Raw genomic sequence first — 13,834 nt, 5'->3', positions numbered from 1 at the left:
ATGATGCCACAACCAATTTTTGTCGAGAAAAGCAGTTGACGGATACGGATTCAAATAAGACCGGGATCGCCCATCTGAAAACGTGGCGGCATGTTCATGGAATGGGCTATGGCATCATGCAATCCTGTATTACAGGCGAAATGAATCTTTGTCTGAATGAAGATATTGATCTCTCCCGACTCGATACAATCATGTCTCATGCCCTTGGTGAAATCGAGTCTGTGAGTGGAGTCTGCTCAGTAGATGAGGCGCTGATGTCCCGCATTCTTTACTGGACGGCAGGTATTCAACGCCATTTTTCTATTCCGCTCTATCCCGGTTACAGAATGCTTGGGAAGACGACAGGGACAGATAAAGATACAGAGAGTGGCCGGACATTCAGGTTCGTTCTTCCCAGTATCCATCCACAAGCGACACTCGCTGCGTTTCAATGGGTTATAACAACGCTTGAGCATACATTGCTCAAAGACTCAGACGACCAACTACCAACTGACAAGGCCGCTGTTGATTCTTTGCTGAAGCGTAAGCGGTCGCTAGGGAAATATCTGAAACAGTATGCGACGCGTGAAAAAACAACCTTCGCGATCTACCAGGCAGCATGGGAGATGGATGTACCGGTTCGTCCCCTGAGTTCAGGCTACGTGGTACTTGGTTATGCGGCCTGCAGTCGCATGATGAAGATCACCATCTCTGACCAGACGACAGCGCTAGGAGTTGATATTGCACGCAACAAGCTGGCGACCAGTGAAATATTACATCGTATCGGTTTGCCCGTACCTGGTAGCAGGTACGTCAAGGACTCCCGGCAAGCAGTCGAGATGGCGGAGAGGATTGGATACCCGGTAGTGATCAAGCCATCAGACCATGATCAGGGCAGGGGGGTCTATGCCGATCTGCACGATGCTGCTTCAGTTGAAAAGGCGTACGAGGGTGCACGGAAATTTTCCAAGAACATTCTGATTGAGAAGCATATTTCCGGATTTGGTCACCGCCTGACAGTTTATAATGGAAAAATCTATTCAGTTACCAGGAAAACGCCTGCTGGAATCACGGGTGATGGAGTCTCGGCAATTGACGCACTGATCGCCAACTCGTCATGCCTGCCTTTTGTGACCCATAGTGATGAGAACCAAAGTGCCCGTGTACTCAATGATGAGTCGCTTGGTCTTATCAGGCAGTATGGACTGACAACCAAGTCAGTGCTTCCTGAGGGGCATTTTTTTGCCCTCAAACGCAGAAATAATGCCGCTGATGGTGGTGTATCCAGTCCGGTCCCGGTGTCTGAAGTGCATCCTGATAACAGGGATATTGCGATCAAGGTTGCGAGAGTGACAGGGCTTGATTTTGCGGGTGTCGACCTGATCTCTCCGGATATTCGTGTCTCATGGAGAGAGAATGGAGCTGTAATTTGCGAGGTCAATGCGCAACCAGAAATCCATCAAATTATACTTTCTCGTATATTTGTAGATATGTTGCCACTTCGTGGCAGGATCGATGCCTTCCTTGCTGTTACTGCAGCACACCAGGAGTATGAAAAGAGTCATCTTGGGTATTGGATTGATAGCCGTTCGATTGATTCCGTCTATTCTGCAGGGAGAATTTCCCATCAGCCATCGCAGGGACTGCCAAATGCAGTTGAGGGTAACATCAGCGTATTGCAGGATGATCCTGATACTCATTCAGTGCTCGTCGTAATGTCACCAGAAGAGCTGGCGCAACAGGGATTGCCGTTTGATCTCTTTCGCACAGTACACCTGGCTGATTGTGAGCATGAGAAGCAGTGCGGAGAATTTATCGAGATGTTGAACTGCCATGCCGATGAGATAGTGCTTGGTAAAGAAATGAGACCCATTTAAGAGAGGTGTTTATGGGTGCAGATTATTTGATGAATCTATTTAACGATTTTTCTGGTGATGAGCTATTGCTTAACCCCTATCCGGCCTATCGTCAATTGCTGGAATCAGGCGGCGTGCTGCATGACGAGACAAATAATCGTATTTACCTTGGGCGTTACGATGATGTCAGGGCAGTGCTGGGTAATGCTACGCAATTCTTATCCAGCAATAATGGATTAAATCAAACGATGTTGGGTTCAGGTGGTAGTTCCCATTCCAGATTGCGCAGTGTCCTGCAGCCTGCCTTTCAACCAGGTGTTTTAGCTCGTGAGCTGACCAGGCTGAATGAGTTAACAGACATGCATGCGCGTAATCTCTCACAGATGAGTGAACCATGCGATTTTGTTGATGCGTTTGCAGCACGTATTCCAACGATGGTTCTTTCCTGGATGTTTGGTGATGAAAAAGATCGTTGCAACGATTATGGTAACTGGTCATGGGCGTTAAAAAAGTCTCCTGCAACAGAGGATGACCAGGGTAAACAGTGTGTCTCACAAGAATATCTGCCTGGCAGTGAACAACAACACCCGGTCACCAGGGAGCAACTTATTGATGAATGTAAAGCTTACCTCGATGAGACATTTCAGAATGCGCTGGAATCGTCTACCAGTGGATGGGTTGCCCGGATTCTTATTGATGCCTACAGGGACGGTAGGGTCGTCTATCAGGACTTGATAGAAACCGGTCTGTTGCTGATGGTGGGTGCACACGAAACAACAACGAAATCGCTGACCAATGCGATGGTGATACTGGCAGGCAGGCAAGATATATGGGAAAGAGTGCGTGAGGATGAGGATCTCGTCAAGCCGTTTATAGAAGAAGTTTTTCGTTTTGATCCTCCCGTGCAGCGACGCCCGCGCTTAGCTGTTGAAGATGTCAGGATAGGTGGACTGGAGATTACAGCAGGGACGCATGTGGTTGCCTTGATCGCGGCGGCAAACAGGGATCCCGGTGTTTTCGAAGATGCAGATGAGTTTCTTCTCAACCGTGAACGGAATCCACATGTATCATTCGGATTTGGTCCGCACGTGTGCCTTGGTATGCAATTGGCCAGGATTGAAATGATCAGTTCAATCAATTCATTACGACGCCATATCGGTTCTTTCCGGCAGGTCAGAAAATTGACTGCTGATGATTACCGTGATGTGCTTTCCCTGCGTTCGCCTAAACAGCTATGGCTTGAATTAACCCACCAGGACTGAATGCATTTGAATTGGCTATCTCGCAAACTGCATGAAATCCTGTTTATTTTACGTTTTCATGACTGGCAATCCAAAACAGCCTTTTTTCTGGTGGCTATCGGTTATTCGATGTCTCAGCATTCAGTTCCAATTGCTGATAATCTCATGGCCGCATCGAGCCTCTTTTTATTATTGTGTCTCTATGCGGCTTCAGGCTATAGCCTGAATCAATACTTTGACAGGGGTGTGGACAAAGCGTGTGGCAAGCACCGTGATATCGGTGATTTCCCAATTGCCACAGCGCGTATAACAATCATTGTCCTGCTAGTGATCGCTTTTCTTTTTTCCCTGCATTTTTTATTCAGTGGCAAATTCTATGTGTGGATACTCTACTGGGCCAGCATTGCTGCTGCACTTGCCTACTCCATGCCGCCACTTCGTCTGAAAGAGCGTGGCTATTTTGGCTGGATCAGTGCCTCGCTGGCACAAAGGGTATTACCATTTGTCGTTATATTTGAGTATTTTGATGTATGGACATGGATATCTGCCGGACTCTGTCTGCTGGCATTGATGACAGGTCTGCGTTACATCATAGTTCATCAGTTGGAGGATTATGCAGCGGATCTGAAGGTTGGTGTAGAAACAGTGGCGACCAGAATCGGGCCGCAACAGTTACGCCAATTTCTATTTCGATATATTGTTCCGCTTGAGATCATCTATCTTGTCACCCTGGCAATCTATATGAGCCTTGATAACGGGGTTCTTTTGGGAGGGTTTACTCTATTTGGCTTAACCCTTGTAGCAGCATTCTCGAACAAAAGGGCAGGCCATGAAACACCTGAACTGGACCTGGAGAAATATGAATTCTTGTGGGGGCTCTATTGCATCTATTGGCCTGTTGCAATGGGATTTTCCCTGCTTATGAATGACATCGCATACTTCCCCTTTCTGATTTTTGTCCTGTTGTGGGCGTCGAGATGGATTAAGCACGACTTGCAGCGATTGATGCGTGGTTTTCTGCTCATGACTCAACAACTGAAAGGTGAATGATTCAATGAAATCGTATCCTGAATATGCTGCAAGACCTGCGCAACTGAAGCGGATAACGCTAGCCATCCAGTCAGGTGTTGAGGCGCTGCAGCGTTCGCAGCTGCAGAATGGAGCATTTCCATTTTCACAACGACAAAGCGATGGCTCATGGCAGGCTTGTCATCCGATTTTCTCAACCGTGACTGTTCTGCTCTGTATCGGAAAACTCTTACCTGGTTCTGATGTGCAACGAGCAATCGATTATGTTGTTACCTGCAGGGAGAGTGACGGTCTGTGGGACTACGACCCTGGCATGGATATTCCCGTCGATAGTGATACGGTGGCCTGCGCCCTGGCAGCATTGTCAAACTATGCGCCTGACCTGATTGAGCAATCAGATAGTGACCTGTTATTGAGTGTTCTCAGGCCCGATGGTGTTTTTTTGACCTGGTACAGCGATGAGGATAGATGGCAGTTACAGGCGCGTGATGATGCAGTGGTGAATTGCAATGTTATCTATGCGCTTTCAATGATGGGCTGTCATGTCACTGATCATACAATTGAAGCGATTGCCAAGTTGATTCAGCGCAGTACAACAGGGAGTCGATATTATACTCAACGATGCATGCTCGCATATGCTGCTGTTCGGGCAGGATTTGATCTGACTGAAATTCCGGAAGAGTTGACCACGCAGGCAATGTTCGAGGATTCACCCCTGTCCGTGGCGCAATCTATATGCGCGGGTATTCCACCCAATGAGGAGGCCATTCCCATTTTGCTTGATACTCAATGTGCCGACGGTTTGTGGCCTGCCCAGCCCTGGTGTACCGGAGAGGGGCTGGAACCATGGGGTAGTAATGCTGTGACCACGGCGTTTTGTCTCGAGGCTCTCAATCTACTCGTAACAACCCCTAATAGTACACATGATGACTAGGCGGATTTTTATTATTTCCCAGCATGGTTATGGTCTGGGCCATCTGTCCCGCTCCTCTGCTCTGGCTGCGGCATTACAATCTTGTGGAGATTATGAAGTCACGCTCTTTTCCGGTGGTCAGCCAATAGCAGCGTATATTCCACCGAAGAAGGTGGATTTTGTCCAGCTGCCACCAACACGTTTCATTACGCTGACAGAAACGAAAACGCTTGCCTGTGAATCAATGGATGATGACAAGTCAATTGAGCAGGTAGACGAACTGCGCAGTGAAATAATTATGCGTTATTTCCATCGCCTCAAACCGTCAGCTGTGATTACAGAATACTATCCTTTCGCACCCGAGCGTTTTGGTAAAACACTCGATGCACTGCTCAGTGCAAGCAGGGAAGAGAAGAGCAGATGTAAAATGATCTGCTCAATCAGGTCAGTTCCCATCGATGCCACATTGGCAAGCCCGATGGACGTTAATCACCTGTTACACAAGTATTATGATCATGTATTGCACCATGCAGATAAAAGGCTTTTTAGCATAGATTCTCTCGGTGACTATGTCAGGCTGGCACTTGATTCCGTCCCCTGCACACAAACGGGTTTTATATGCCAGCATCTTCCGGTTCAAACTGCAGATATTCGAAATGACGGCGGTCTGCTCCTCTCCGTTGGTGGGGGGAGGGATGGCTACACTTATCTGCAGAGCTGGATAGAAGCACTGAAATCAGTATCGATTGATAACTTCTTTCCCGTCACGGTTTTATGTGGGCCACTAATGCCTGCATCGGAAGTCAACGAGTTGCGCACACTGATCGATGAGCGATTTAACCTGTATACCACGCTTGTTGATACGGGAGAGTTGATGCGCAAGGCCTGCGCTGTCGTATCAATGAGTGGCTACAATACAATCAATGAGGCATTGCATATCGGCAAGCCACTGCTCGCATTTCCGCGCAAGGGTTATCTCGAGCAGGAGATGCATGTGCGTAGCTATTTCGAAAAGGGTCTGCTGTTATCGGGAGAAGAAGCGGATAGCACTGACCAGATTGCAGATCTGATGAGGCAACTGGCCAGCTTCAATCCATCCTTCACGCCAGATTTTAATGGTTCGGAATCTTCTGTTGATGTAATTTCTTCAATTCTTGGTAATACGGAAACAAGCGATATTTCCGGCCAGGTTTGAGCATGCTTGCGCGGAGCTTGGCTTGGAAGGGGCCGGTATAGAACAGTCGGATTTGTTTTTCCTTGAGACATCATATAGGGTGGGAGCCGTTTTTTTACCTATTATCATTTGCAGGGAGTATCAAAATGGCAGCTGAACAGGGCCAGACAGTCCGCGTCCACTACACAGGCACGCTGGAAGATCAGAGTGAGTTCGATAACTCACGTACGCGCGGCGAGCCGCTTGAGTTCACTATTGGTGTCCGCCAGGTTATTCCCGGCTTTGAAGATGCGGTTGTCGGCATGTCACCGGGTGACACCAAGGTCGTCAACATTCCAGCTGCTGAAGCCTATGGCGAACACTCAGCGGAGATGATCGCAGAGTTTTCACGTGCCGAAATTGGTGACGATATTCAGCTCGAAGTGGGACTGGTGCTGAGTGCGCAAGGTCCGGATGGCCAAGCGCTGCACTTCTCGGTTGTCTCCTTCACTGATGAGATGGTCACGCTTGATGGAAACCATCCGCTGGCAGGCAAGGATCTGACATTCGATATTGAACTGGTTGAAATTGTCTGAGTCTGCTGAATGTCTCTGAAAGAAGACGGGTTAACAGCCCGTCTTTTTTTTCGTCTGAATCTATTCAGGGTATACAAGCCGCCTTCCTGAATCTTGTGTGATACGCATGCCGTGGCCATAGACTGCTGAGAGCTTCTCCTCGGTCGCCATTGTATCGACAGGGCCTGCTGACACACTCCCATCCGCTTCGATCAGCAGCAGGTGTGAACAAAAGTGCAGCGCCAACGTAGGGTCGTGCAGCACCATTGCCAATGCCTTGCCGTCACATGTGAAATGCTCTTTCAGCCTGTCGATCAAGTGATAACGCATGCCCGGATCGAGGTGATTCTCAGGTTCATCCAGTAGTGCAAGATCTGGTGATTGGCATAGCAGTATTGCCATGGCAACCTTGCGTGCCTCGCCGCCGGAGAGCCTGTTGGCGAGGCGGCCAGAAAGCTCTTCAGCACCGATTTTCTTCAGTGATTCAGATGCAATAATTTTGTCTTTGTCAGAGAGTCTTGAATACCATGTTTGCCAGGGATAGCGTCCTGCCAATACCAGGTCGAGGACATAGGCCGGAAAGCGAAATGGTGTCTCCTGGGGCAGCATGCCGACCGAGCGTGCCAGCTCTTTTGTTTTCACCTTGCCGGGCTCAATAGCATTGATTTTCAGATTGCCGCCAAGCAGGGGCAGAAGGCCGGCAACACTTTTCAGAAGTGTGCTTTTACCGCAGCCATTGGCACCAAGAATTCCCCAGCAGCTGCCACTTTCGATATGCCAGTCGAATGCAGGCAGTAGTAGCCTGTTATTAATACCGATTTCAACCTGTTTACATTCGAGCAGGCTCATCTCTTGCTTCCCTGTCGTCGTAGCAGAAACAGAAACAGAGGCGCGCCAATGAGAGCTGTAAAAACGCCGACCGGCAGTTCACGTGGTGAGACCAGCGTGCGTGCAAGCAGGTCTGCGCCCACAACCAGGATTCCACCCAGCAGGATCGAGTTAGGTAATAACCAGCGATGGTCACTCTTCTGTATCAGTCTCAGCAGGTGTGGTGTGACGAGTCCGATAAAGCCGATTGGTCCGGCTACAGACACGGCGATTGCTGTCGCAATGACCGCCATGCTGAGCAGAAGTAGGCGCAGTTTTGCAACCGGTACACCAAGCGTTTGTGCATGTTCATCACCCAATAGCATCAGGTTCATGGCACGTGCAGCAGCAAGGGCGGCGACAAGTAACACAAGAAGTATTATGCCTGGCCACAGGACGAAGGGGCTGTGGCCAAGATCGCCAACCAGCCAGAAGAGCATGCCGGGAAGGTCGTTGCGTGGCGCAATGGTCAGCAGGAAAGTGACGAGTGCGCCCCAGCCGGTTGTCAGTATGATGCCTGCGAGCAGCAGGGTTTCGCGTTTTTCACCAGCCTGTTTGCCGACGATGAGAATCAACAGCAAGGTGCTGAAGGCTGCACCTGTGAGAGCAAGTAGGGGATGAAGCGGTGACGGTATGCCGAGCAGGAAACCAGCCAGAACTGCAACCGCGGCACCGCCCGATGTACCGAGAACATAGGGATCTGCGAGCGGATTTTGCAGCATTGTCTGCATCATGACTCCTGCAAGGGCCAGCAGGCCGCCCGTAATGAAGGCGATTGCAACACGCGGAAGTCGAATTTCATTGATGATGCGTGAACTGCTCGAATCACCACCACTGAAAAGTGCGTTGAAGAGCTCGTTGAGAGGAATTGCAACACTGCCGTGGCTCACTGCAGCCACGAAGAGTGTCAGCGCGACGGCAAGCAGAAGGGTAGCTGTTTTTCCTCCGTGCAGGTCCATTACGAATGCAAGTGCAGGATCGGCCAGCCATGTTGATCGGCGTGGCTTTTCAACTCGTCGTCAGGATCAACAGCCAGCGGATGGGTGACCAGTTTCAGCAGCGGCAGGTCATTGTGCGAGTCACTGTAGAACCAGCTTCCCTCAAGTGTCTCGTTATTCTCGGTTAGCCAGGATTCCAGTCGCTCGACTTTGCCATGCTGGAAACTCGGTGTGCCGGCGACTGCCCCGGTGTAGGCGCCATCGACAATTTCCGGTTCTGTTGCGATCAGGTTGTCGATACCGAATTGTTTCACAATCGGCGCTGTCACAAAGCTGTTTGTCGCCGTGATAACCAATAGTGTGTCACCGTTCTGGCGATGCTTGTCGACAAGCGCGAGTGCAGTTTCACGGATCAGTGGCGAGATTTTTTCATCCATGTACTCCTTGTGCCACGCCTGTAGCTGTTCCATTGGATGCAGTGAGAGAGGTTTGAGGGCGAACTCGAGGAATTCGAAAATATTCATCGTTCCCTGCTGGTAGGCCGCATAAAATTCACGGTTTTTGTTATCGTATTCATCACCATCAACGATACCCTTTTCACACAGGAATTCCCCCCACAGGTAGTCAGAATCACCTGCAAGCAGGGTGTTGTCGAGATCAAAAATTGCCAGTGCCACGTTTCGCTTTCCAAACAGTTTATTCGGGTGCAACTATACAGAAATTTGCCGTTAAAATCCCAACAAGGGCAGGGGTTTATCGCTACTGCTTCTTGCTATTGATGATTCAGGTGTGAAAGAATGAAGACAGTTAAGGTTAAGAATCCATTTTGCAATGATTGACGCTGAAGGATTCCGCCCGAATGTCGGAATCATACTATGTAATGAAGAGCGCCGGCTCTTCTGGGGTAAGCGGATCGGGCAGGATGCCTGGCAATTTCCTCAAGGCGGAATCGATGAAAACGAATCGCCGGAAGAGGCCATGTACCGTGAACTCGAGGAAGAGGTCGGTCTGAAACACAACCAGGTGGAAGTACTGGGTTCAACCCAGGACTGGTTGCGCTACCGTTTGCCCAAACGCTACATCCGCAGGCACTGTAATCCTGTCTGTGTCGGCCAGAAACAGCGCTGGTTCCTGCTTAAGGTTCTGTGCGAGGAGTCAGATTTCTGCCTGGACCAGACCTCCAGCCCTGAGTTCGATCACTGGCGCTGGGTCAAGTACTGGTACCCGGTCGACAAGGTTGTCTACTTCAAGCGTAATGTTTACGAGCAGGCTCTCAACGAGCTTGCTCCATTCCTGTTTACGGATAAAGCGGAAAAAACCTCTATTGCCTGTTCATACGATGAGCGTAAACCGGTCTCGCGCCGGGTGCGTCTCTATCGCTGAATAACGGCAGAATCCCACAATGCTTACGACACTTCATCGTATCGTCCAGGAGGTTAACGGCGCCTCTGACTTGAGTGAGGCGCTGGAGATTATCGTCAAGTCGGTACGCGAAGCTGTCGCAACCGATGTCTGCTCTGTCTACCTGACCGATTTTGAACAGCGTAAGCACCTCTTGATGGCAACCGACGGTCTGCGCCCTGAAGCAGTAGGCAAAGTCGCTCTGCCCATGTTCCGTGGCCTGGTCGGTCTCGTGTGTGAGCGTGCAGAACCGATCAACCTCGATGATGCACCGAGTCATTCGCGTTACCTGCCCGTGTCGGGAACAGGTGAGAAGTATTACCACGGTTTCCTTGGCGTTCCGATTATTCAGAACCGCAAAGTACTTGGTGTACTCGTTGTGCGGCACATTGAACCACGCCGTTTCGAAGATGATGAAGTCACTTTTCTTCTGACACTTGCTGCACAACTCGCAGGCGCAATTACCCATGCCCAGGCAAGTGGTGAACTGACGCGCATACGCAGTGGTACCGACGCTGTTTCAGAAGGCTTCCTGCAGGGACGTCCGAGTTCGTCGGGTGTAGTTATCGGCTCTGCTGTGGTTGCCTATCAGCTTTCTGATCTTGATGCGGTTCCGGATCGGCGTAGCGATGATCCTGCAGCAGAAGTTCTGAGGTTCAGAAAGGCGATTGCCGCGGTTCAGGATGACTTGCACGCCCTGCGTGAAAAAATGGAACATGTGCTGCAGGAAGAGGACAGGGCGCTGTTTGATGCCTGGCTGATGATGCTGTCTGAGGATGCACTGGTCGAACGTGCCGTCTCCCTGATTAACGAGGAGTCGCAATGGGCACCAGGTGCACTGCGTCAGTCGGTGCTGGAACATATCAGCGTATTCGACTCGATGGAAGATCCCTACCTGCGCGAGAGAGCATCGGATATTCGTGACCTGGGCCGGCGTGTCCTGATGCATCTGCAGGAAGAACAGACCAACGGTGTCGATTACCCGGAAAGAACAATTCTTGTTGGTGAAGAGGTCAGTGCAGTACAACTGATGGAAGTACCGGAAGATCGACTTGCCGGTGTCGTTTCATCCACGGGTTCCGGCTCCTCGCACGTTGCCATCCTGGCGCGCGCCATCGGTGTTCCGGCTGTCATGGGTTTGACTGATTTACCTGTCTCACGCGTTGAAGGACAGGATGTCATTGTTGATGGTTATCGTGGACGATTTTATGTTGCGCCGGCCGATTCAGTTTGCCAGGAGTACGAGCGTCTCATTACAGAAGAGCAGCAGCTTGGTCGTGAACTCGATGAGCTGCGTGGACACACATCGGAAACAACGGACTCGTTTCACCTGCCGCTCTATCTGAATACGGGTCTTGCATCCGAGATGAGCGACTTGGGAATCACGGAGGCCGAGGGAATCGGTCTCTACCGTACCGAGTTTCCGTTCATGACGCGTGATACTTTTCCGGGCGAAGAGACGCAGATCATTGCCTACCGACATGTCCTCGAGACTTTTAATCCTCGGCCCGCGATCATGCGTACGCTGGATATCGGCGGTGATAAGCCGTTGCCCTATTTTCCTTTCACGGAATCTAATCCGTTTCTCGGCTGGCGTGGCGTGCGTATCTCCCTCGATCATCCGGAGATTTTCCTCACCCAGGTGCGTGCCATGTTGCGTGCCTCGATTGGTTACGAGAATCTCAGAATTCTCTTGCCAATGATCACGACGATTGGTGAGATTGATGAACTGCAGCAGCTGATCAGCAGGGCATATGACGAACTTCAGGAAGAGGGCTACGAGATCATTATGCCGGAGATCGGTGTCATGATCGAAGTCCCGGCAGCTGTCTACCAGGCAGAAGAGATTGCCAAGCGTGTTGATTTCATCTCGATTGGCAGTAACGACCTGACCCAGTACCTGCTGGCAGTCGACCGCAACAACCCCAGGGTTGCCGAACTCTATGATGATTTACATCCTGCGGTACTCCAGGCGGTTCATCATGTTGTGAAGGCAGGCACGGACTACGGTTGTCCGGTCGGTATCTGTGGCGAGCTTGCAGGTAACCCACTCGCAACGCCGCTGCTTCTTGGCATGGGTGTAGACAGTCTCAGTATGAGTGCTGGCAGCCTTCTGCGAGTCAAGTGGGTGATACGCAGTCTCAGCAGGGCGCGTTGCAAGCAGTTGCTGAAAAAAGCACTTCAGCACCATGAGGCACAACAGGTTCACCAGATGATGAACAAGGTACTGGGTGAACTAGGACTCGAAGGGCTGGTACGGCCGGGTCGCTAGTTGTCATAATCAGTCTCCGCTCTATCTCGTTTAAATGGAAAAGGTTGTATGAATTACTGTTCATTGTGTGGTTCGAAGGTTTCTAAATGCATACCTGCAGGGGATGACCGGGATCGCGATGTCTGTGACGATTGCGGCCACATCCATTACGAGAATCCCAAGGTTGTTACCGGCTGTCTAGTTGAACAGGATGGAAAAATCCTGCTGTGTCAGCGTGCCATCGAACCGCGTTATGGTCTTTGGACATTGCCGGCCGGATTTATGGAGAATGGTGAAACGGTTGAGCAGGGCGCTGCACGCGAAACCTGGGAGGAGGCGATGGCCGATGTTGAGGTCAATGGTCTCTACACCATGTTTTCACTCACGCATATCAACCAGATCTACATGCTCTTCAGGGGGCGTTTCAAATCACCTGAATTTTCTCCCGGTCCCGAGAGCCTCGATGTCAAACTTGTCAGCGAAGATGAAATTCCCTGGGATGAGATGGCTTTTCCCGTGATCGAGGAGACATTGCGTCTCTACCTGGAAGACAGGAAAACAGGCAATTTTGGTCCCCATCTCGGTGAGATGCGTGCCGTCGTCGATGCAGACGGCACGCATATCGAGACCAGGATGAATTCAACGACCGATCAGGCCTGAACCAGGCGCACGTTCTGCGCTACAAGGCCATTCTCTTCCTGCGGGCTCTCCTGCACGTAGAACTCGAGCACAGTGTCGCCATGAACCAGGTCATCCTCATTGATGTCTCCGGCGATTTCATTGATATGGCAAAAAGCGCTTGTCCACGGCGATTCGTTCAGGCGTGTATTGGTGATCCAGCTGTTGTCGTCAATGCGGTCGAGGAAGTTGAGAAAACCAAATCCTTTATCCTGGAACCATTTGCTGCATACGCCACGCACGACAGAACCGGGTTTTCCCCAGTTGTTTCTTGGTTCATAGGTGACAGGGATCAGGTTAGGTATCAGGAAGCCCGAGTAGAAGGTGTCGACCTGTCGCTGAAGCTGACGAGAAACGTTGTCAAATCCGAGCAGTTCGACACGACAGCCCTTGTTTTGCAGGGCAGTGACGAGTGGTTCAAAATCGCCATCGCCCGTGACCAGCAGGACTTCATCGAGATGATCAGCCTGTTGCAAGGCATCGACAGCCAGGTCGAGGTCTGTACTACCCTTGATGCTGACCTGTCCCTCGTCGTCGGTATAACGACGAATATTTTTGATGTTGGCCTTCCATCCAAACTGGCGTGCGATCTGCTGATAGCTGAGCGCCTTTTTTGCATACTCGGCATCTTCGTTTGCACGCTCCTGGTCAAACAGAAGGTAGGTGTTCAGACGAATGAGGTTGCGCTCGCCACGGCTGGCAAAGCGTCTCAGGATGTCATAGCGAAGGTGAAAACCACCGTTATAGCGAACGTTTTCAGCGTCGACAAAGACGCCAATTTTGATTGTCATTGTTGTTCTCCCAATTAATGTCACGCGCACTGCAGGTGACGGGCTCACTTTTTGATAATTAGCGATGCTTCATCCGCAAGATTTAAATCGCATGCAGATAACAGTTAAAATAACAGATAAGTCGCCCGTCTGAAAAGATCTAATCGGCAGTGAATTTTCATT

The 13,834-nt window shown here is 50.5% G+C and carries 13 protein-coding genes; 9 read left to right on the top strand and 4 right to left on the bottom strand.

The features are described from left to right. Positions 1-35: 35 nt before the first annotated feature. The 6 genes from BOW06_RS02925 (at position 36) to BOW06_RS02900 (ending at position 6,767) form a co-directional block, all read left to right on the top strand. Positions 36-1,856 (top strand): acetate--CoA ligase family protein, encoded by a 1,821-nt coding sequence (locus tag BOW06_RS02925; RefSeq protein WP_143556030.1) that lies wholly within the window; start codon positions 36-38, stop codon positions 1,854-1,856. A gap of 11 nt (positions 1,857-1,867) precedes the next feature. Then, positions 1,868-3,097: a cytochrome P450 gene (locus BOW06_RS02920; RefSeq protein WP_078454272.1), complete on the top strand. Its 1,230-nt coding sequence runs from the start codon at positions 1,868-1,870 to the stop codon at positions 3,095-3,097. A 6-nt stretch (positions 3,098-3,103) separates the two neighbouring features. Then, the gene (locus tag BOW06_RS02915; protein WP_162181073.1) at positions 3,104-4,126 is read left to right on the top strand and encodes a UbiA family prenyltransferase; all 1,023 of its coding nucleotides are present in this window, start codon (positions 3,104-3,106) and stop codon (positions 4,124-4,126) included. Positions 4,127-4,130: 4 nt separating this feature from the next. After that, positions 4,131-5,039: a prenyltransferase/squalene oxidase repeat-containing protein gene (locus tag BOW06_RS02910; RefSeq protein ID WP_078454943.1), complete on the top strand. Its 909-nt coding sequence runs from the start codon at positions 4,131-4,133 to the stop codon at positions 5,037-5,039. After that, on the top strand, positions 5,032-6,213 hold the full coding sequence (locus BOW06_RS02905) for a glycosyltransferase (protein ID WP_179115086.1): 1,182 nt from the start codon (positions 5,032-5,034) through the stop codon (positions 6,211-6,213). Before BOW06_RS02910 ends, BOW06_RS02905 begins: the two co-directional genes overlap by 8 nt. Before the next feature lie 125 nt (positions 6,214-6,338). Next, the gene (locus tag BOW06_RS02900) at positions 6,339-6,767 is read left to right on the top strand and encodes an FKBP-type peptidyl-prolyl cis-trans isomerase (protein WP_078454274.1); all 429 of its coding nucleotides are present in this window, start codon (positions 6,339-6,341) and stop codon (positions 6,765-6,767) included. Between the two features lie 60 nt (positions 6,768-6,827). Here the strand turns inward: BOW06_RS02900 and BOW06_RS02895 are convergent, their stop codons facing one another. Genes BOW06_RS02895 through BOW06_RS02885 form a run of 3 tightly spaced genes read right to left on the bottom strand, consistent with a single transcriptional unit; the run spans position 6,828 to position 9,228 of the window. Continuing rightward, positions 6,828-7,595 carry an ABC transporter ATP-binding protein gene (locus BOW06_RS02895; protein ID WP_052131948.1) on the bottom strand — a complete coding sequence of 256 codons (768 nt, stop codon included), beginning with the start codon at positions 7,593-7,595 and terminating at the stop codon, positions 6,828-6,830. Further along, on the bottom strand, positions 7,592-8,572 hold the full coding sequence (locus tag BOW06_RS02890) for a FecCD family ABC transporter permease (RefSeq protein ID WP_043115439.1): 981 nt from the start codon (positions 8,570-8,572) through the stop codon (positions 7,592-7,594). The genes BOW06_RS02895 and BOW06_RS02890 overlap by 4 nt, the downstream gene beginning before the upstream one ends. Next, positions 8,572-9,228 carry a histidinol-phosphatase gene (locus BOW06_RS02885; RefSeq protein WP_043115440.1) on the bottom strand — a complete coding sequence of 219 codons (657 nt, stop codon included), beginning with the start codon at positions 9,226-9,228 and terminating at the stop codon, positions 8,572-8,574. Before BOW06_RS02885 ends, BOW06_RS02890 begins: the two co-directional genes overlap by 1 nt. Before the next feature lie 154 nt (positions 9,229-9,382). Here BOW06_RS02885 and BOW06_RS02880 point away from each other — a divergent pair, with 154 nt between their 5' ends. The 3 genes from BOW06_RS02880 to BOW06_RS02870 are packed head-to-tail and all read left to right on the top strand — an operon-like array spanning position 9,383 to position 12,863. Continuing rightward, on the top strand, positions 9,383-9,934 hold the full coding sequence (locus BOW06_RS02880) for an RNA pyrophosphohydrolase (RefSeq protein WP_052131949.1): 552 nt from the start codon (positions 9,383-9,385) through the stop codon (positions 9,932-9,934). A 19-nt stretch (positions 9,935-9,953) separates the two neighbouring features. Then, entirely contained in the window at positions 9,954-12,224 is a 2,271-nt protein-coding gene (ptsP, locus tag BOW06_RS02875; protein WP_043115441.1) for a phosphoenolpyruvate--protein phosphotransferase, read from the top strand. Between the two features lie 48 nt (positions 12,225-12,272). Continuing rightward, the gene (locus tag BOW06_RS02870) at positions 12,273-12,863 is read left to right on the top strand and encodes an NUDIX hydrolase (RefSeq protein WP_078452726.1); all 591 of its coding nucleotides are present in this window, start codon (positions 12,273-12,275) and stop codon (positions 12,861-12,863) included. On the opposite strand, the gene BOW06_RS02865 is transcribed toward BOW06_RS02870, so the two are convergent. Continuing rightward, on the bottom strand, positions 12,854-13,672 hold the full coding sequence (locus BOW06_RS02865; RefSeq protein ID WP_043115443.1) for an NYN domain-containing protein: 819 nt from the start codon (positions 13,670-13,672) through the stop codon (positions 12,854-12,856). The genes BOW06_RS02870 and BOW06_RS02865 overlap by 10 nt on opposite strands. Positions 13,673-13,834 lie beyond the last annotated feature (162 nt).

Origin of the sequence: Solemya velum gill symbiont, from assembly GCF_002020255.1 — a bacterium.
Taxonomy (GTDB): Bacteria; Pseudomonadota; Gammaproteobacteria; order Chromatiales; family Chromatiaceae.
This window is presented reverse-complemented; position numbering and strand designations above follow the sequence as displayed.

Excerpts from the sequence above, each read along its gene's own strand:
- BOW06_RS02920 (WP_078454272.1), top strand. The coding sequence starts at position 1,868 with ATGGGTGCAGATTATTTGATGAATCTATTTAACGATTTTTCTGGTGAT.
- BOW06_RS02910 (WP_078454943.1), top strand. The coding sequence starts at position 4,131 with ATGAAATCGTATCCTGAATATGCTGCAAGACCTGCGCAACTGAAGCGG.
- BOW06_RS02905 (WP_179115086.1), top strand. The coding sequence starts at position 5,032 with ATGACTAGGCGGATTTTTATTATTTCCCAGCATGGTTATGGTCTGGGC.
- BOW06_RS02900 (WP_078454274.1), top strand. The coding sequence starts at position 6,339 with ATGGCAGCTGAACAGGGCCAGACAGTCCGCGTCCACTACACAGGCACG.
- BOW06_RS02895 (WP_052131948.1), bottom strand. The coding sequence starts at position 7,595 with ATGAGCCTGCTCGAATGTAAACAGGTTGAAATCGGTATTAATAACAGG.
- BOW06_RS02890 (WP_043115439.1), bottom strand. The coding sequence starts at position 8,572 with ATGGACCTGCACGGAGGAAAAACAGCTACCCTTCTGCTTGCCGTCGCG.
- BOW06_RS02880 (WP_052131949.1), top strand. The coding sequence starts at position 9,383 with ATGATTGACGCTGAAGGATTCCGCCCGAATGTCGGAATCATACTATGT.
- ptsP (WP_043115441.1), top strand. The coding sequence starts at position 9,954 with ATGCTTACGACACTTCATCGTATCGTCCAGGAGGTTAACGGCGCCTCT.
- BOW06_RS02870 (WP_078452726.1), top strand. The coding sequence starts at position 12,273 with ATGAATTACTGTTCATTGTGTGGTTCGAAGGTTTCTAAATGCATACCT.
- BOW06_RS02865 (WP_043115443.1), bottom strand. The coding sequence starts at position 13,672 with ATGACAATCAAAATTGGCGTCTTTGTCGACGCTGAAAACGTTCGCTAT.